The organism is Rhabdobacter roseus (genome assembly GCF_014202275.1).
GTDB lineage: Bacteria > Bacteroidota > Bacteroidia > Cytophagales > Spirosomataceae > Rhabdobacter > Rhabdobacter roseus.
Genome location: NZ_JACHGF010000011.1, coordinates 189,827 through 208,894 on the forward strand (window position 1 = coordinate 189,827; position 19,068 = coordinate 208,894).

At 56.9% G+C, this 19,068-nt stretch carries 16 protein-coding genes; 3 read left to right on the plus strand and 13 right to left on the minus strand.

Translation table 11 applies throughout. The annotated features are described in order from the left end of the window. Window positions 1-86 precede the first annotated feature (86 nt). The gene (locus HNQ92_RS24415) at window positions 87-965 is read left to right on the plus strand and encodes a MerR family transcriptional regulator (RefSeq protein ID WP_184178345.1); all 879 of its coding nucleotides are present in this window, start codon (window positions 87-89) and stop codon (window positions 963-965) included. Here HNQ92_RS24415 and HNQ92_RS24420 read toward each other — a convergent pair. The 4 genes from HNQ92_RS24420 to HNQ92_RS24435 form a co-directional block, all read right to left on the minus strand. Further along, window positions 962-1,915, minus strand: a complete 954-nt coding sequence (locus HNQ92_RS24420; protein ID WP_184178348.1) for a D-2-hydroxyacid dehydrogenase — start codon at window positions 1,913-1,915, stop codon at window positions 962-964. The two genes, HNQ92_RS24415 and HNQ92_RS24420, sit on opposite strands and share 4 nt — an antisense overlap. A gap of 199 nt (window positions 1,916-2,114) precedes the next feature. Continuing rightward, window positions 2,115-2,432, minus strand: a complete 318-nt coding sequence (locus tag HNQ92_RS24425) for a hypothetical protein (RefSeq protein ID WP_184178350.1) — start codon at window positions 2,430-2,432, stop codon at window positions 2,115-2,117. A 162-nt stretch (window positions 2,433-2,594) separates the two neighbouring features. Next, window positions 2,595-3,200 (minus strand): hypothetical protein, encoded by a 606-nt coding sequence (locus HNQ92_RS24430; RefSeq protein WP_184178352.1) that lies wholly within the window; start codon window positions 3,198-3,200, stop codon window positions 2,595-2,597. A 283-nt stretch (window positions 3,201-3,483) separates the two neighbouring features. Beyond that, window positions 3,484-4,452 (minus strand): YheT family hydrolase, encoded by a 969-nt coding sequence (locus tag HNQ92_RS24435; protein ID WP_184178354.1) that lies wholly within the window; start codon window positions 4,450-4,452, stop codon window positions 3,484-3,486. Window positions 4,453-4,552: 100 nt separating this feature from the next. On the opposite strand from HNQ92_RS24435, the gene HNQ92_RS24440 reads away from it, so the two are divergent. Together HNQ92_RS24440 and HNQ92_RS24445 are read left to right on the plus strand one after the other, a co-directional pair. After that, complete coding sequence (locus HNQ92_RS24440) at window positions 4,553-7,225, plus strand: cation-translocating P-type ATPase (RefSeq protein WP_184178356.1); 2,673 nt, start codon at window positions 4,553-4,555, stop codon at window positions 7,223-7,225. Window positions 7,226-7,484: 259 nt separating this feature from the next. Further along, window positions 7,485-8,171 (plus strand): hypothetical protein, encoded by a 687-nt coding sequence (locus tag HNQ92_RS24445; RefSeq protein ID WP_184178358.1) that lies wholly within the window; start codon window positions 7,485-7,487, stop codon window positions 8,169-8,171. Between the two features lie 149 nt (window positions 8,172-8,320). Here HNQ92_RS24445 and HNQ92_RS24450 read toward each other — a convergent pair whose 3' ends face one another. The 9 genes from HNQ92_RS24450 to HNQ92_RS24490 all read right to left on the minus strand — a co-directional run bounded on the left by HNQ92_RS24450 (window position 8,321) and on the right by HNQ92_RS24490 (window position 18,900). Further along, window positions 8,321-10,711 carry a M1 family metallopeptidase gene (locus HNQ92_RS24450; protein WP_184178360.1) on the minus strand — a complete coding sequence of 797 codons (2,391 nt, stop codon included), beginning with the start codon at window positions 10,709-10,711 and terminating at the stop codon, window positions 8,321-8,323. A gap of 48 nt (window positions 10,712-10,759) precedes the next feature. Then, a complete protein-coding gene (locus HNQ92_RS24455) occupies window positions 10,760-11,383 on the minus strand; it encodes a HupE/UreJ family protein (protein ID WP_184178362.1) in 624 nt (207 codons plus the stop codon). Between the two features lie 246 nt (window positions 11,384-11,629). Beyond that, window positions 11,630-12,961, minus strand: a complete 1,332-nt coding sequence (locus HNQ92_RS24460; protein WP_184178364.1) for a DUF58 domain-containing protein — start codon at window positions 12,959-12,961, stop codon at window positions 11,630-11,632. 13 nt (window positions 12,962-12,974) lie between these two features. Further along, window positions 12,975-13,946: an AAA family ATPase gene (locus HNQ92_RS24465; RefSeq protein ID WP_184178366.1), complete on the minus strand. Its 972-nt coding sequence runs from the start codon at window positions 13,944-13,946 to the stop codon at window positions 12,975-12,977. Window positions 13,947-13,958: 12 nt separating this feature from the next. Next, on the minus strand, window positions 13,959-15,179 hold the full coding sequence (locus HNQ92_RS24470) for a DUF4350 domain-containing protein (RefSeq protein ID WP_184178368.1): 1,221 nt from the start codon (window positions 15,177-15,179) through the stop codon (window positions 13,959-13,961). A 1-nt stretch (window position 15,180) separates the two neighbouring features. Then, window positions 15,181-15,900 (minus strand): DUF4129 domain-containing protein, encoded by a 720-nt coding sequence (locus HNQ92_RS24475; protein WP_184178370.1) that lies wholly within the window; start codon window positions 15,898-15,900, stop codon window positions 15,181-15,183. Between the two features lie 90 nt (window positions 15,901-15,990). Further along, window positions 15,991-16,752: a PKD domain-containing protein gene (locus HNQ92_RS24480; RefSeq protein WP_184178372.1), complete on the minus strand. Its 762-nt coding sequence runs from the start codon at window positions 16,750-16,752 to the stop codon at window positions 15,991-15,993. Window positions 16,753-16,883: 131 nt separating this feature from the next. Beyond that, on the minus strand, window positions 16,884-17,792 hold the full coding sequence (locus tag HNQ92_RS24485) for a DUF7847 domain-containing protein (RefSeq protein ID WP_184178374.1): 909 nt from the start codon (window positions 17,790-17,792) through the stop codon (window positions 16,884-16,886). A gap of 106 nt (window positions 17,793-17,898) precedes the next feature. Then, window positions 17,899-18,900: a stage II sporulation protein M gene (locus tag HNQ92_RS24490; RefSeq protein WP_184178376.1), complete on the minus strand. Its 1,002-nt coding sequence runs from the start codon at window positions 18,898-18,900 to the stop codon at window positions 17,899-17,901. Window positions 18,901-19,068 lie beyond the last annotated feature (168 nt).

Genomic DNA, 19,068 nt, shown 5'->3' on the forward strand with positions numbered 1-19,068 from the left:
AAAACAAGCGAAAAACAATACGCTTCATGGGCGGTTGTATGTAGCAAAAACCCCGTACACTCTCCTTTAGCTCTTTATAAAAAACAATGAGTAACTATTCAATTCGCGATCTTGAACAGTTGTCGGGCATCAAAGCCCACACGTTGCGCATTTGGGAGCAGCGCTATAACATCATTACCCCCAAGCGTACCGATACCAACATTCGCCTTTACGACGATCAAGACCTAAAACTGGTACTTAATATTTCGCTGCTCAAAGACCACGGCTACAAGATTTCGGAGATCTCTAAAATGAGCTCGGAAGCAATGGCCGCCGAGGTCGTGGCTATCTCGGACCAGCAGCTCAGCTACCCCGACCAGATCCACGCGCTCACGATCTCGATGATCGACCTGGACGAAGACCGCTTCGAAAAAGTAATCAGTACCAATATTCTGCAGTTTGGTTTCGAAAACACGATGGTCAACATCATCTATCCGTTCTTGAGCCGGATAGGTACCTTGTGGGTAACGGGGGCCATTGGGCCCGCCCAGGAGCACTTTATTACCAACCTGGTGCGCCAGAAGCTCATCGTGGCCATTGACGGCCAGGTGGTGAAGCAACTACCTAGCTCACGAAAGTACCTGCTGTACCTGCCCGAAGGGGAGCTGCACGAAATCAGCCTGCTCTTTGCCAACTACGTGATCCGGGCCCGCCACCACAAGGTGGTGTACCTGGGCCAGAGCCTGCCATTTACCGAGCTGGAATTCGCCTACAACGTACACAAGCCCGACTACATTTTTACGGCCATCACGTCGGTCCCTTCCAACCACGAAGTGCAGCCCTACGTCGATCGGCTGGCCGGTCGGTTTCCCGAGTCGACCATTCTGCTTACGGGCTACCAAGTCGTAGGGCAAGACATCCAGCCTGCTTCCAATACCGTCATTATCAATAAGATCGACGACCTGATTGAAATCGTAAGTCCCTAGCTCACGACGTTCTGCGGAGTACCTTCCTGAAAAGCCTTCACGTTATCCACCACGATCTGCAGCAGCCGCTTCCGCGACTCGTACGAGGCCCAGGCAATGTGCGGTGTCACCAGGCAGTTGGGTGCCGACAGCAGCGGGTTGTCGGCCTGCGGCGGCTCGGTAGAAAGTACGTCCAGACCCGCACCGGCCAGGGTACCTGCCGCCAGGGCGTCGGCCAGATCCTGCTCGCGTACCAGTCCGCCGCGGCCGGTGTTGAGCAGGAAGGCGCTCGGTTTCATCCAGCCTAGCGACCGGGCGTTCACGATCTCCTTGGTTTCGTCGGTGAGGGGGCAGTGCAGGCTCACTACGTCGCTGCGGCGAAATACCTCCTCCACCGAGGCCAGCTCGATGTCTTCGTCGCCCGTTTTGGCCGGATTTTTTCGGTGTACCAGTACCTTCATACCGAAGGCTTTGGCGAGTTGGGCCACCTGCGCACCGATGTCGCCCAGGCCGATGAGCCCCATCGTTTTACCGGCTAGCTCCACCAGCGGCGTTTTCCAGTAGCAGAAGTCGGGCGTTTGGCTCCACTCGCCCGCCCGCGCACTCTGGCTGTGCAGCTCGGCGTGGTTGGTCAGGGCCAGCAGCAGCGCAAAGGTATGCTGGGCCGTGGAGGCAGAGCTGTAGGCCTTGGCGTTGGTCACCACAATATTTTGCTTACGGGCCGCCGCCACGTCGATGTTGTTGTAGCCGGTGGCCATCACGCCCACGTAGCGCAGCTGGGGTAGTTGGGCGAGGGTACTTTCACTCAATACTACTTTATTTACGATCACGGCTTCGGCCCCCGCCGCCCGCTCCACGATCTGCTCCGGGGCCGTCCGGTCGTGGATGGTGACCTGACCCAGGGCTTCCAACGCTTCCCAGCTCAGGTCACCGGGGTTGAGGGTGTAGCCGTCCAGAATGACAATCTTCATGCGTAAGTAAGGGTTGGTTTGTGGCCCAATACTACGGCAATTTTTGCTACCTGGCAAACCGAGAAAGTGATTGCGGAAGCCTTCGGGGGGTACTTTGGGAGAAGTACCTGGGAACTAAATAATGCGAGTTTCTAACCGCGGCGCTCAGTAGAGGTTGCCCGTCGGCGCTCCGAGACGGCTGCTCGAACCCATCTTCCAGTCATGGCTTTAAAAGGATGGCCAGAAGGTAGTCACAGACTATGATTAGATTTAACCACCGGTTGCAAACCGGCGGTAGCTGGGGTGAAAACAGGCCCGCGATTCCCGTGCTATCGTTTTCGCTTTTAATGAGTCCATTCAGGAAATCAGCCGTGCGTTCAGACGACTTTCGTAGGGACTCCTGGTACTGAGCTTCGTCCGTAATTTCTTCTCGATACTTAAACGAAATGGATTTCAGCCGCACCTGCCCGTGTACTACCGTAGTAGCAACAAGACAAAAAAAGAGCCCCCAGCCCAGTAAACTACCTCGGTGAAACATAGAATGATTGTTTTTATATTCGCTGAAAATGAAAGATAGAACGCCTTTTCACCTAGTTAATTTAAAGTTTAACCCGGAAAGTACCCGGTACTTTCCGGGTTAAACTTTAAAGACTCTTTGAATAGCTTCAATATAGAACTAGACTCCCCAACTATTTTCTAACTACAAACCGTACAAATTAAAAATATCGCCATCATACAAAATGTACTTTTGAAGTTCATAGTCCGACAATCCGTAACAAAAAGACACTCCGGGCACGCCTCTTCGGGTCTCCGTCAAGTATTCTTTTTTAATTACAATGGCTAGGCATCCCTTCTGATAGAGATAATGATTGGGATAGGGAGGCTTTTCAATGTACTTATACTCGCCAGGGTACTGCTTTTGTAATATTTCAATAATGGCCTGATCCGTAAGGGTCGTATCTTTCAAACTAATCGTCACCCCAAAAACCCGCGTATCTTTCAGGTACTGAAGCGTATCCATCATGGTTATATTTTTAGGATAGGCGTGCCGGAATTCCAAATGAGCATCCGGAATGATATTATCGGTCCAGAATCGGCGCTCATTCGCGCCCATGTTTCCCTGGCAGAGGTAGTATGCTTCTGCCCCCGTAAGGGGGAAGGCGAAGTTAATCCCCCGGAAGTTCACCATTTCGCTGGTCTCACAGGTACCAGGTTCCTGGCAAGAAAGACAGGCTACCAAGCCACTCAGGAGTAAGGTACCTAGGCTTCGGGTAAATCGTTGGGAGAAAAGGTACTTTTGGTTCATGCCAATACACGCGCATCTAAAAAGTACCCCGCGGAACGTAAGGCGAAAACGTGATGAGAAGAAACAGAAACGACGCATAGGATGGTGTGGCGAAGGTGCTTTTTCTACCAAGTACCTTACGGATTAATTAAAAAGGTAAATAAAGCCCTCACTTACTTTGGTTATAAAAAGAAATTTGTAAGCCGTACTTAAAAGGTGCTTAATGCTGGAGTTTATCAAAGTACCTCTACCGAAATGATGGGTAGGTACCTTGCTCGCGCTACGAATAAGCCCGTCCGAACCTTCAAATCTTCTCCCGCACAAACTGCAGCGCCCGCCGCTCGGCCCAGGTGTGCTCGTCGCCCGGTACGAGAAAACCCACGTGGCCGCCGGTAGCGGGGGTTTCCAGGAAAAAGTGCGGGTGCTGCTCGGCCAGGACGTACGGGGCGCACTCGGGCGTCAGGATGGGATCGTTGAGGGCATTGGCCAGCAGCACGGGTACCTGGATGCCCGCCAGGTAGTTGAGCGCGGAAGCCTGGGCGTAAAAATCGTCGGCGTCGAGGTACCCACCCAGGGCGGCGGAGAAGGCCTCGTCGAAGTCGCGCCAGAGGCCGATGGTACCCAGCCGCGACACATCCAGCGAGCCGGGGTACTGGGCAGCCTTCAGAAGTACCTTGCGGGAGAGTTTGCTCAGGAAGCGCTGCTTGTAAAAACGGTTGGAGGGACGATCCAGGATCGCGGCGCTGGCGCGCAGATCGGCCGGAGCCGAAAACGCCACCCCCCGCCGAATGACGTCGGGTACTTCGCGCCCGTGTACGCCCAGGTACTTCATCGTGATGTTGCCGCCCATGCTGTAACCCACCAGCACCACTTCCTCATACCTTTTGGTGCGCAGCGCGTGGTGGATCACCGCGGCAATGTCGCCGATCTCGCCGTGGTTGTAGAGCCGAAAGGTGCGGTTCATCTCGCCGCTGCACGAGCGGCAGTTCCAGGCCAGTACGTCCCAGCCCGCCCGGCCGAAGAGCTTGGCGGTACCCAGCATGTAGTGCCGCCGGGAGTCGCCTTCCAGTCCGTGCGTAAGGAGTACCAGCCGCTGGCTGCCCCGATCTACCCAGTCCAGATCCAGGAAGTCGCCGTCGGGTAGTTCCAGGCGCTCGCGCTCGTACACCACCCCTTTTACCTTTCGTAAAGCACTGGGTACGATGGTCTGGAGGTGGCCGTTGTACAGGTACCTTGGTGCACCGGGGTAGGAAGAGCGGTGGATAACGGGCATGGCGTAAAAGAGGACAAAGGGGCGGCTACAGGTACCTTTCCCAAAAGGATTCTAATGTTTCGTTAATAAACCATTTCCGGCGTGCCTTGTTGAATGGCTAATGGAAAAGAATAAAAATAGGTTGAAAAATACGCTGAAACAAGACTGGCACGCGGCCGAAGTAGACGAGGTACTTAAACTGACCGACGCGCAACGAGGGTTAACGGACGACGAAGTGCGCCAGCGGCAGGAGGAATTGGGCAAGAATGTACTACCCACGGGCAAGCAGGTGTCCCTGGCGGCCATTCTTTGGCACCAGTTCAAGAGCCCGCTGATCTACGTGCTGGTGGTAGCGGGGGTTATCTCCCTGCTCGTGGGCGAGCACCTCGACGCGGGTTTTATTGGCATTATCCTGCTCATCAACGCCGGGTTAGGTACCTGGCAGGAATGGCGGGCCGAGTCCGGCGCGCAGAGTTTGCAGGAGATGATCAAGCTGAAAACCAGCGTCATGCGCAACGGTACCTGGCAGGAGCTGGACGCCGAAGCGCTGGTGCCGGGCGATGTCATCCGGCTGGAGTCGGGCGTACAGGTACCTGCCGACGCCCGCCTCGTTGAGGTCAATAACCTGCAGGTAGAAGAAGCCATGCTCACCGGGGAGTCGCTCCCGGCGCACAAGGAAACAGCAGCCGGCGACGCCCAAACGACCAACGCGGGCGACAAAAAAAACCTGGTGTACGCCGGTACTACCGTGCTAGTGGGGCGGGGCCGGGCCGTCGTGACCGCCACGGGGCTTCACACGGAGATTGGCAAGATCGCCGACTCCCTCAACCAGGAAGACACCTCCCAAACGCCCCTGATTGAACGAATGGAGCGTTTTTCACGGATGATCAGCGTAATCATCCTGGTGGCGGCTGTTATTTTGGGGGGGATTGGCTGGTGGCACGGCATGGAGCTGATGGATCTCTTCTTTCTGGCCATCGCCATGGTGGTATCGGCCATTCCTGAGGGCCTGCCCATTGCCATGACCGTCGCACTGTCCATTGCTTCCCGCCGCATGGCGAAGCGCAACGTCATTGTCCGGAAGCTCTCGGCCGTGGAAGGGCTGGGTAGTTGTACCTATATTTTGAGTGATAAAACCGGTACCCTGACCGTGGACCAGCAGACCGTGCGGCAGATTTACCTACCCGACGGACAAACCCTGGCCGTAACCGGCGAAGGCTACAACGGCGAGGGAGAAATCCAGATCGACAACCCCGATAGCGAGCACCTCCACCGTTTTCTGCGCATCGCGACCCTGGCCAACGAAAGTACCCTGGAGAAAAAAGGCGAGGAATGGAGGTACAAAGGTGACGCCGTGGACGTGGCACTGCTGGCGCTTCCCTATAAGCTGGGCTCTTCCCCGGACGAGATCGGGCGAGAAACCGACGTGCAGCGGGAAATTCCCTACGAGTCCGAAAACAAGTATTCGGCGGTGTACTACCACCGCAACGGTCGGCTGGTCTTTGGGGCCAAGGGGGCTTGGGAGGTTTTTGAAGACAAGCTGGTAGAAGACGAAAAAGAGCAGGCCGCCGAGATGGCCGAAAAAATGGCCGCCGACGGGCTGCGGGTACTGGCCATGGTGTACAGCATTACGGACGATGATACGTCTGATCTGGCGGAGGAGCTGCACCTGGCGGGGCTGGTGGGACTCATTGATCCCATTCGTCCGGAGGTGAAGGACGCCATTGCCGAGTGCCACGAGGCCGGTATCAAAATCGCGATGGTGACCGGTGATCACCCCCTCACGGCTCTAGCCATTGCCAAGGAAATCAACATCGCCGACGGCCCGGACAACCTCATCAGCGGGGCCGAGCTTCGCGACATCGAGGACGACGAAGCCACGCTTGTGGAGGTACTTCGGGACAAAACGGTGTTTGCGCGCGTCAGTCCGGCGCAGAAGCAAAAACTCGTGAAGGCCTTTCAGCAGCGGGGCGAGTACGTGGCCATTACCGGCGACGGCGTCAACGACGCCCCGGCCCTGCGGCAGTCCAACGTAGGGGTAGCCATGGGCAGCGGCACGGACGTTACGCGCGGAGCAGCCTCCATTGTGCTAAAAGACGATAACTTTGCCTCCATCGTGGCCGGGGTAGAAGAAGGTAGGTACAGCTACGACAACATCCGTAAAGTGGTGTTCCTGCTGCTCTCGACGGCCGCCGCCGAGGTATTCCTGATCATGCTAAGTACCCTCTTTGGCCTGCCCAAGCCCCTCACGGCCGTGCAGATCCTGTGGCTCAATGTAGTTACCAATGGCCTACAGGACATCGCCCTGGTCTTTGAGCGCGGCGAACCCGGTGCCATGAAGCACCCGCCCCGCTCGCCCGAGGAAGGTATCTTTGACCGCCAAATGATTTCGCAAACCGTACTGGCCGCCTTTGTGATGACGGCCCTGGGCTTTAGCCTGTGGGTAAGCTGGATGAACCAGGGGCGGGAAGAAGTAAGCGCCCGCAACGACCTGCTGCTCGTAATGGTCCTTTTGCAGAACTTCCACGCCTTCAACGTGCGATCCGAGACCCGCTCCGTGTTCCGGATTCCCATTAGCCATAACTACCTCCTGCTGCTCAGCGTGTTCCTGGCGCAGGGGATTCACATCGCCGCCATGCACATTCCGCTGACGCAGCGGCTGCTGGAAATCGAGCCGGAGTCGCTCGACGAGTGGTTTACGTACTTTGGCCTGGCGGCTTTGATCTTGGTTGTCAGTGAAATCTACAAAGTATTCGTCCGGCGGAGGGAGGGCCGGGAGCAAAAGGTAGGTTAGCAAGTACCTTGGGAGATAGGTACTTGCTAAAGCTACGCCTCATTGGAATGTGGCCCGCTACGGTTAAAAGGTACTTTGTAAGTATCCTCGTTCATTCACTGGCCGTAGGTACTTTCAATCTCAAGTACCTTTTCGATCTAACCAGAGCAGGCCACCTCTTCTGGCGACCTTTTTTAGGTAATATAAACGTAGCCTTGCAACCAATGGCCCCCAAAAAGGCTCTTTCAGGTACCTTACAACTTTTTTTATTTAGTACAAAATGAAAAATACGGTACTTGCCCTCCTGGGAATAGCCCTAACTAGCCTGAGCACCAGCTGCCTCACCAGTCCCGAAGTAGATCCCCAGATCGCTATTTGCCCGCCACCCGTAGAGATTCTTAGCCAAGACACGATCACGACCGGCAGCTACCGGGGCATGGGTATCAACGAGACGGCAGAGCGGGTTTACACCGCGATTCAAGCGCTGCAACAAACCGAAGGCCTGCCGTATTTGAATGTGGTCAGCAACGCTACTTCGGAGCTTACTCAGCTGCAAGGCCGCCTCCCGCTCTACCAATACATCTTGCTGGATGAAAACCAGGGTACCGATGCCGGCGTGCAGCTCACCCTGGAGGCCGGTGTTGTCACGAGCATTTACCTCAACAGCGGTCAGAAGCTCTCCCAATGGCCCGCCAAGGCCGACGCTTCCGTTCGGCTGGGCGACCGGGCGGAGGATTTGTACGGGAAGCTCGTCAAAGTGAGAGCTCAAAAGCAATACGCAAGTAAATTTGAACGCATATTTCTAATAACCAAAGACTTGGCTAAGGCTTACGACCCGGCCATGGCGCAGTCGCCGCAATGGTACTTTGCGTTCAAGACCGCCGCCGATCAAATGGAAGAAATCAGGGTATATTGGGAGGCCGGACAACTACGCTCCATCGTGGTAAGCCGCCTAAAACTACCTTGATCGTCTCGTTTTGAAAGTACCTCCAGCAAGGCTCACGGGCACTTACTCTTTTTGATAAAATACCCTTCCTGATAAAAGCATCGCCACGACCGGCAAGTACCTTGGGTCGTGGCGGTGCTTTTTTAACGTCTTAAAGCCCGGGAGGGTACTTAGTTACCACCGCTGCCCGTACCCAGCCTTCCGGCTCCGCCTTCCTGCTTCTCGAGCTGCATGGGGTTGGGCGGACGGCGCATTTGCTGCTGCTTGTAGATCTGAAAGCGCGTGGGCTTGGGCACCGGCGGAAAGGAATTGTTCTCGGTGTCAATGTCGGCGATCTCGTAGTAGGGGTCCAGCGTCCACTGCACGACCTTCTTCTTGGTCGAGATCACCTTCTGGATCTGCTGGTCGTTGAAGCGCCAGATTTCGGCGGGGAAACGCGCCACCGAGTCGGTACCATCTTCAAACTCCATACGTACAATGACGGGCATCACCAGCCCACCCTTGTTTTTGAGCGTCAGCGTATAAAAATTGGTATTCGATTGTACCAGCTCCCGCTCTTCGGGCGAGAGCGTGGCCAGGTACGCTTCGTACTTTTGGCGGTCGGCGGCGGTTACTTTATACGGGTCGTAGGTGTTGTAGAAGTCGGCCATGGTCGAATCCTGCGCTACCACGGTTTGGCCTTTGGTGGCGGCGTCGCGCTGCTTGCTGATGGTATTGGCGCGGCGGGCGGCGGCCTCGCGGGCCAGCTCCTTCTCTACCTCGGGGTTCTGGGTATCCACGCTAAACCAATCCACGCTCACCAGGTCCTGATCCACCGGCTCCACGCCGTAAAACCAGCCCTTCCAGAACCAGTCCAGATCCACACCCGAAGCATCTTCCATGGTCCGGAAGAAGTCGGCCGGGGTAGGGCTCTTGAAGCGCCAGCGCATGGCGTACTCTTTGAAGGCGTAGTCGAACAGCTCCCGGCCCATCACCGTTTCGCGCAGGATGTTCAGCGCGGCGGCGGGTTTGGCGTAGGCGTTGGGCCCAAGACCGATTACATTTTCCGAAGAAGTCATGATGGGCGAAAGTACCGATTTGTCCGACGACATGTAGTCGACAATCGATTGCGGCTCGCCCCGGCGCGTGGGGTAGTTGTAGTCCCACTCCTTTTCGGCCAGGTACTGGCAGAAGGTGTTCAGCCCTTCGTCCATCCAGGTCCACTGGCGCTCGTCGGAGTTCACGATCATGGGGAAAAAGTTATGGCCTACCTCGTGGATAATGACGCCAATCATGCCGTACTTCACTTGCTCACTGTAGGTACCATCCGGCTCGGGGCGGCCGCCGTTAAAGGAAATCATGGGGTACTCCATGCCGCCCCCGGCCACGGCGTGGCACGAGATTGCCACCGGGTAGGGGTACTCGAAGGTACGGTTGCCGTAGGAGCGCAACGTGTGCTCCACGGCGCGCGTCGAGTATTGCTCCCAGAGCGGATTGCCCTCCTTAGGGTAAAACGACATGCTCCAGATCTTGCGGCCGTTGCCGTAGACGTCGGTCTGCATGGCGTCCCAGATAAACTTCCGGCTGCTGGCAAAGGCAAAATCCCGCACGTTGTCGGCCTTGTAAATCCAGGTTTTCTTCGCCCCTTTAGTACCAGTCCGCTTTTCGGCCTGCTCGGCTTCGGCCTGGCTCACAATGATCACCGGATTCTTGGCCGTTTCGGCTTGCTTAAGGCGCTTCCGCTGCTCGGCGGTAAGTACCTGCGCGTAGTTCTGGCACTCGCCCGAGGCGGCCACCACGTGGTCGGCGGGTACGGTGATGGCTACCTTGTAGTTACCAAAAATAAGGGCAAACTCGCCCTGCCCCAGAAACTGCTTGTGCTGCCAGCCGTTTACGTCGTCGTAGGGAGCCATGCGCGGAAACCAGTGCGCGATGAAGTAGTTGTAGTTGCCGTCTTTGGCAAAGTACTCGTAGCCGCTTCGGCCGTAGTACTCCGTGATGTTGTAGTCCCAGTCCACGCCAAAGGCAAAGCTGGTACCGGGCTTCATGGGTACCGGCAGATTGATACGCATCATGGTACCGTTGATGGTGTAGACCAGCGCTTTGCCTGCTTTGTCCTTCACGGCCTTGATGTTGTAGCCGTATTCCTTCTCCGGGCTGAGGTTGGAGCCGCGGCCCGCGTTCATGGCGTTGAGCTGGCCCGTACTCATTCCCTTGTCGTTGATGGTACCCGTACGGCTCACGCCGCCCACGGCGTCTTTCTTGAACAAGTTCTGATCCAGCTGTAGCCAGATGTACTTGAGCTCGTCGGGCGAATTGTTAAAAAACGTGATCGTTTCCGAGCCCGTAATGCGCTGGTTCTCGTCGTCGAGCTCCACTTTGATGTCGTAGTCGGCGCGCTGCTGCCAGTACTCGCGTCCCGGCGCGCCCGAGGCCGTGCGGTAGGTGTTGGGCGTGGGGAGCGTCGTTCCCAGCTGTTCAAAGGTCGTGTTGGCGTTGTAGTTGGGCGAGGTCGGGAAGCGCTGGGCCTGTGCTCCCCAAGTCATCAACACAGCTACCGCCAAAGCAAAGGTTTTCTTCATAATAAATCGACTGTAAAATAGATAGTTAGGTTAATTAGATCTTCATTTTTATTCGTTCGACATCCCCACTAGTTCCTGAAACAGCTCGTCGTTCAGGATGAGCGACAGCGCCATGCCCGCAATGATACCAGACAGGATGTAGTTCCAGCTGCGCTTAGGTACCCGCCCCAGGTCTACTAGCCCAAAGGCAATCAACAGCACAATGAACACAATGACCAATTGCCCCAGCTCCAACCCAACGTTAAACGCCAGCAGCGGCTGCCAGATGCTCGACTCCCCGCCCAGCAGGCTGCGGAGGTAGTTGGAAAACCCTAACCCGTGGATGAGCCCGAATACCAGCGCCAGCGGGTAGCGGAGCGGTGAGCTCTTCTCCTCGGTGACGAGCGTGGTCTTGGGGATATGGTGAAAAAAGTTCATAACTGCCGTCAGCAGAATCGTAATCGGTATGAGTAGCTCGATGACATCAGACCGCACCTGGATGATTTGCAGCGTAGCCAACGCCAGCGTCACCGAGTGCCCCAGGGTAAAAGCGGTTACTAATATCAGGATTTTTTTCCAGTCTCGTACCGTATAGATGGCACAAAGCGCTATCACAAAAAGGATATGGTCGTAGCCTCGGGGGTCGGTGATGTGTTCAAAGCCCAGCCGGAGGTACGCTTCAAATTCGGACATAAAAACTAGTTGTTAAGCCAATAAAGGTATAAAACTCTCTTTAAATTTCTTGAGCACCAAAACTAATATTGCCCTGGACCGGCATTGCATTACATTTATTCTCCAAAAAATGAAATCAGCCAGCAAGTACCCGAACGTACCCATGGCCTGGCTGCCTGCCATAAAAAGTCAATTTACCGGGATTATTCCTACGTACTTCTCTCCCTTATGCTATACGCAACGTACCAAAAAAGAAGCTAAACTACCTCAAATAGCCCCTCGGGCCTTCAGCTCCAGGTACTTGTTGATGGTATTGGCCGTGAGCTGCTGCGGGGGCGTGAGTATCACCTGGATGCCGTAGCGCTGTAGCTCCAGCACGATGCGCTTCTTTTCGTAGTGAAAACGCTCGGCGATGGTCTTGAGGTAGATTTGCTCTACGGTGCGGGCCGGGGCTTCGAGCAGGGATTGGGTTTCGGTGTTTTCAAAAAAAATCACGACCAGCAAGTGCTCACGCGCCAGGCGCCGTAGGTAGGGGAGCTGGCGCATGAGGCCGTGCAGGGTTTCAAAATTGGTAAACAACAGCAGCAAACTACGCTGCCGAATGCGCGTACGCACGGCTACGCCCAGGCGCTCGAAGTCGGTTTCGAGGAAGCGGGTTTTCTGCCGGTAAAGTACCTCCAGCAGCTTTTGCAGGTGTCCCGAGCGGCGCTCAGCCGGGACGACCTGCCCCAGCGTATCGGAGAAGGTCAGGAGCCCGGCTTTGTCCTGCTTGAGCAGCGCGATGTTGCTCAGCACCAGTGAGGCGTTGATGGCGTAGTCGAGCAGGGTGAGGCCTTCGAAGGGCGACTGCATGGTCCGGCCTTTGTCGATGAGGCAGTACACCGACTGCGCCTTTTCATCCTGGTAAGCGTTCACCATCAGGTCGCCGCGGCGGGCCGAGGCCTTCCAGTTGACGGTACGGCGGTCGTCGCCCGGCACGTAGCTACGTACCTGGTCGAACTCCAGGGAGTGGCCCACGCGCCGAATCCGCCGGATGCCGGCTTCGTTGAGGCGGTTGGCCACGGCCAGCAGGGCGTACTGCCGCATTTGCAGAAACGACGGGTACACGGCCACCGTCCGGGACTCGTCAAAGCGGTACCGCCGCACCACCAGACTCAGGGCCGTATGGCAAAATACGTTGACGCGCCCGAAGTCGTACTCGCCCCGGCGCGTGGGGCGCAGCGTGTACCGGATCTGTCGCTCGCTGCGGGCTTCCAGGGGTACTTTGAACAGCACGTCGCGCCGCTGAAACTGGTGCGGGATTTCGTCGATTACCTCCAGCACCACGCGGAAGGGGTACCTGTTTTCGATAAACAGCTGCATTTCGTTTTCGTCGCCGTTGGAAAGGCGCTCGGGGGTAGTTCGTCGGGCAAAAACGCCCTGTCGGCTCCGGTACAAGGCCAGGCCATCGGCGAGCAGCAGCAGAAAAAACACCAGCAGCAGTACCTGCATCACGCCCAGCAGCGGCGGCAGCAAAAACGCCAGCACAAAGCCCAGCGCCAGCCCCGCGACCAACGCCCAGGTGCGGCGGTGAAAGTACAGCGAGCGGATAAAGTTCATGAGCACGGCGGGCTTAGCGGGGTACTTCCACTTTTTCCAGGATCAGGCGCACCACGTCGTCGGGGGTACCTCCCTCCATTTCGCGCTCGGCGGTGAGCATGAGGCGGTGGCGCAGCACGGGATAGGCCAGCTCCTGCACGTCGTCGGGTGTGACGAAGTCCCGCCCCCGGATGGCCGCCAGGGCCTTGGCGCCGTTGAGCAGCGCCACCGAGGCGCGCGGCGAAGCCCCCAGGTACAGGGCCGGGTGCGCGCGGGTGGCGGCCGTGATCTGTACCATGTAGCCAAACAGGTTCTCCTCCACATGTACCTGCCGCACGGTTTCGCGCAGGGCCGCCAGCTGCGCCACCGCCAGGACGGGCCGCAGGGCGGCTACTTCTTCGGCCAGGCTCCGCCGGGCGTGGTGGCCCCTAAGTACCTCCACCTCGTCGGCCGGGCTGGGGTAGTCTACGCGTAGTTTGAACAGAAAACGGTCCAGCTGTGCTTCGGGCAGGCGGTAGGTACCTTCGTGCTCGATGGGGTTTTGGGTAGCAATGATCAGAAACGGGGCCGCCAGCGGGTAGGTGTGGCCATCGATGGTGATTTGCCGCTCTTCCATTACCTCAAACAGCGCCGACTGCGTTTTGGCCGGGGCGCGGTTGACTTCGTCTACCAGCACGATGTTGGCAAAAATGGGCCCCGGCTGAAACTCAAACTGGGTACTTTTGGGATTGAAGATCGAAGTACCCAGCACGTCGGACGGCATGAGGTCCGGCGTGAACTGGATACGGCCAAAATCCAGGTCGATGGTGCGGGCCACGAGCTTGGCCGTGAGGGTTTTGGCTACGCCGGGCACACCTTCCAGCAGTACGTGCCCGTCGGCCAGCAGGGCCGTCAGCAGGTAGTCGATCGTGGCCTCCTGCCCGATCAGCACCCGGCCTATTTCTGCCTTGACGGCTTGGATCGTCTGGCTAATCTCGCCCAAATCCAGGCGGTTGGTATAATCCATGGTTAGCTTGGTTTAGTGCATCTTCCTGAGGAAGGTACCGCTCGCTTCGTTCGTTTTCTGGTAAAAAAGCTCTATTTGTTCGTTGAGCGCCCGCAAGGCTTCCGCCGAAAACCCGGCGTTGGCTTCGGCCCGTCGTATGTCCGCCAGCAGCGCTTGTACTTCGGTCAGGGCCAGGCCGCTCTTGCGGGCCAGCTGCTCCGGCTCACGGAGCGCGTCGTCGGCGCGTAGCCCGAAGCGCTCCCACACGTAGAGCCAAAAGTACTGAATCCGCTTCCGGGCCAGGTTGGCGTGGTCGCCCCGGCGGTAGTACATGTGGCCAATGGTCCGGACAAATTCCAGAGAGCTGTTACGCGGCGGCTCCAGGACCGGAATCACGCGCTGCCGCCGCTTACCCGCCAGGAGCGCATAGGCCACCAGCCCGATCAGCGCCAGGTAGTAGGCCGCCCGCAGGGCGGGTTCGGTGGCAATATAGCGCAAAACCGACGATTCGTTGGCCCCGAAGCGCCCCTGTTTTTGGTACTCGTCCCAGTAGGTAGGCTGCTGCGGCAAGTACGACAGCGCCCGGAAAGCGTAGTCGGAGGTACTTGGGGCAAGCACGTAGTAGTTGGTAAAAGCCAACGGCAGGTTGTGCAGCAGGAAGGTACCTTGGCCGTAGGCTACCCGCACAAAGATCGGCTCCCGGCGCTGATTCACCCCCAGCACCGTAATGCGGGGCGAGGTGCCCAGCCGGAAGTAGTTACGGCCGTCGTCCTGGGAAAAAAGGTACCCCTGCCGCGCCCGCAGCGCCGGATTCGCGAAGTTGACCCGCTGGGCGGTGTCGCGCAGGGCGGGCGGGTGCTCCACCGCCCGCAGACCCAGTGTGGGCAGCAGCGAGTCGGCGAAGCTGTAGGCCGATATAAACACCGTATTGCCCTCGCGTACGTACTTTAGCAGCGCTTCGCGGTCGTTTTTATCAATGGAAAAGTTCGTTTGGATATACACGCAGGTACTTCGGGCGGGGCGCTGGCCTTCGCGCAGGTGGTTGAAGGGAGGTACCCGTAGGCTGGGGATCGAGGGCTGCTGGAGCAGGTCGGGCAGGAGGCGGTAAAGTACCTCAGTGCCAAAGGGAATGTTGTCTTTATTGGAAAAAGTAGGTCGCCAGTCGATGGGCTTCGGTCGGTAGTACTCAAACAGCCCGTAGCCTACCAGGGCCAGCAGCAAAAACACGTGAAAGCGGCTCAGACGGAAAGGCATATCAGCGGCGGGATAACTGTTGAGAAAAAGAATGCGCCCATTCGCGCATTTCGCCGAAATCCTCGGCCCCGATCCGGAAATCGCCGTACCAGACGTACTCAAAGCGGCGCGTCAGGCGCTCAAACTCCGGCTGTAGCGGCGTAGCGGCCAGCTCTTGCAGGTAGCTGTAGTTGGTGCGGTTGGGCTGCCAGTGGATCAGCTCCTGGTCGGTGAGTTGCTTGAGGGTTTTGAGGTACAGCAGGCGCGTCGCCAGGCGGTAGTCGCGCTGGGCAAGTACCCGTTCGAGGGCCTCGTCGAAGTCGATCTCGTGGATATTCTCCTGGCCTACCACGTACGCCAAAGTACCTTCCCCCGCGCGCTGCTGAAACAGAAAGTCCAGGGCCCGGGCCCGGTAGAGAAAGTAAAGTACCATGGCGGCCACGGCGGCCATGAGCACGTACTGCCAAAAGCTCCGGTAGGATTCTCCCTGCAGAAAGCCCGTCAGCTGCCGCCAAAGCCAGTCGAGCCAGCGCAGCAGCGGGTTGTCGGGCGGGGGTACTTCGCGGTCGTACTGGTAGTGGCGGTCGTTCCGGAACCCCTCCAGCTGCCCCGCCGCCGGGTAGCGCGGGGTGATGGCGCTGCGATCCAGCCGCAACGGAGCCGCGCTATCAGCCTGGCCCCGAGCCGCGGGCGCAAAGCCCAGCCCCAGCAGAAGTACCCAAAAAAGAAGGCGGATTGGCATAGCGAGGTACTTTAGTCTGCATAGCGATACCTGATTCTTTGGCGGTACGCGCTGAGGGTTTGGGTGAAACGGGTGAAAAACGTTTTTTAGTTATGGAAATTCGATACGGTACTTTACCCGAACATGAGAGCCCCAATCGTCGTTTCCTCGCTGCACGGAATAGTAGCCTTCCTTTTTCGCTTTATCAAAGTGATTATTTATCCTGGCTCCTGCCACCAGGTTCCTCGCAATTTGCCGGTCGGCTTTGTCGGAGTTATGGTCGTAAAAATGGATAAAGGGATAGAATGTGTGGGGTAAGTAAACCGATCCGCCCAGCGGGATGCGGTCTACGGCCCAGGTCAATGGCAGGTCGGCCCGGCTGACGCCGTTACGCACCTCACTCGTATACCAGGCTTGCGTTTTAAGATTATCTTCTGGATGGTAACCCGCTATTTCTAAGTATACATTAGGAGCACCTTCCGAAGGCGCGGCCAGGTCGCCCCCCTCCAAAGCGTAGTTTTCGAAATAGCTCAGTAACTGCACTTCATACACAAAGTACGCCCCTATTTTCAGGAGTTTTTCTACGGTACTTTCCTTGCCCGCTTGGTAGGTTGTCAGCTTGATCGTGTACACGCCCGGCTTATCGTACCTGATTTCATTAGGAATCCGTTCCGTGGAGGTAACGCCATTGCCAAAATCCCACCGGTAGCGGTCGGCCTCACTAACCTCTTTGATTTGAATGTATTCATGAATGGCATAGTACTCATCGGCCAGGCTAAATTCGGGCGTTGGGATTGGGAGGGGTGTTTCTTTTTCTTTGCAGGAGGCAAGCGCAATCAGGAAAGCAAACAGCAAAACAACATTTCTCTTCATTTCTAACGTCACTTTAATTAGTAATTCATTCGAAAGATAGTCATCAGGTACCTAGCAGCAATATAGGGCAAAAGCCCTGATCTACAAAGTACCCCGCAGGCCCCTCTTTTTACGGAGGAAATCCTTTTCTGTTAAAAATCCTCCTCCGTGTCGGGCCGGGGCGTATCCGGGCTGCCAATGTTCTCGATGGCCGTGCGCAGGCCGGTACCATCCACGCGCTCCACCAGGTTGTAGTACTGAAAGCCCATCGCCACCGCGATCAGGCTCCGCACCAGCGTACTGCCTACGATGGAGATCACGCTCCCGAGCATCACCAGGATGCCGTGGTCGTTCCAGCTGTCCTTGTCACCAAGCAGGCTGATCGTGCCCAGGATGGTTAGTATGAAGGAAGGAATTTGAAATACAATGGAAATAACCCCCGCAATGAGGCCCATCACCACCAGCAAGCCGAAGGTAGACCACCATTTGCCCTCGACCAGCCGGTAGCTGCGCCCCAGGGCGCTGTCGGCGCTATCGCCCTCCCGGATCACGACCATGAGCACAAACTGCAAACAGATGGCCGCGTAAATGCCCGGCAGCACCAGTATGATCATCCCCGCCAGGGTAATCACAAACGCCAGCAGGGCCGCGCCGATCCCCGTACCGAGGCGCTCGGTGATTTTGCTCCATACCCGCCCCGGCGTAATGGGTTCCGAAACCGTAAAGGTACTTTCCTCTTCGTACAAGGCCATGAACGAGTACACGGTCGCTGCTACCAGGTAGGCCGCCACCAGGCTGAAAACAAGGCTCACCAAAAACGAGTACGAAAGGTACTGCGCCAGGATAAAGGACCCGATCTGGTCGGGATTGGACCGTAGCCCCAGCATGTTGGAAGCCAACACGCCTTGCGCTATGCCCGCCAGCAGGGCCGGTGGCCCCGCAATGTAGATCAGCGCCAGCACCAGGGACCGGAAGTTTTGGCTTACAAATTCAAACGTAGCGTTGATCTTTTGACCGAAGTCACGCTCCCGGAGCAGTTCAATGGGTGGTTGTTGCATCATGAATGAAAAGTACCTGCCGGTACGGGATTACATGTTAAAAATGGAAGGACCCTTGAAAATAAGCAAAAGATAAGTACCCCTACCGCGCACCGGGCTAAACTTTTCTTCAAAAGGTACCTTGGGCGTGCCGTTCTACGGCTACTTTTCCACGATTGGGCAACGCATGGTCCAAAGTACCCCGGGCTAGCCGCCGGGGGTATACGACAAAGTACCACCCAATAAAAACCGCCGAAAGGCCAATGATGCTGACGCTCACCCATCCGGGTAGCGTCAGGCGCGTCACGAAACTTTCCAGAAAACCCGCCAGCACAAAAACCGGCACCAGCCCCACCACGATTTTCAGGCCCGCCTGGGTACCCCGCCGAAACGAATGCAGCCGCGTGTAGGTACCCGGAAACAGCAGGCTGTTGCCCACCACCAACCCGGCACAACCCGCAATGACAATGGCCGAGATCTCCAGCGTGCCGTGAATCCAGATCTTGAGAATGGAAGCCGCCAGCAAGCCCCGCTCGTGAAAAAAGTACTGGAACGCCCCGAGCATGATGCCATTTTGCATCAGAACCATCATCGTACCGGCCGAAAGAAAGATCCCCAGCACAAAGGCCAGAAACGCCACCCGGATGTTATTAAAGGTAATGGCCAGAAACATATCCGCCGAAGAGGACGACTTATACACCGCCAGCGGATCGCCCTGCTCGATGTTCCGCAGGGTCTGGTTTACGTAGCCATCGCCCAGGATGAGCCGCACGAAGGTGTCGTCGTGGGCGGCCGATACCCAACCGATGAAAAAAGCGGCCGTAAAAAAAAGCAGCGCGTAGAGCAACCGCCACCGCTCGGCGTACATCAGCAGGGGTAGTTCGTAGCGCCAGAAGGTCTTGATGCGGCTGCGGTCTTCGCGCTGGTTGCGGTAGAGCTGCCGGTGGAGCTGCGCCGTGAGGCCGTTGAGGTAGTGGGTTATGCGGGAGCCAGGGTAAAACGTACGGGCGTAGGAGAGGTCGTCGGTGAGGGCAATGAAGCGCTCCGTGAGCTCATCGGGGTCCTGGGTAGGGGTACTTTCGTAGGTTTCCCAGCGCGGGGTATTTTGTTTTACAAAAACGGCCTCTTTCATGGATATACTGGGAGCTTATGCAATAAAAGGGAGCATTTGAAGAAATTGTCCCATCGTTAAGACAGTGGTTTCCTGATACAGGGCTTTCTCATAAAACTAATTCTTGGGTCATAAACTGAATCAAGGTTTGGAACTTATCAGCAAATGAGTCTATCTGGGCTGCCATGT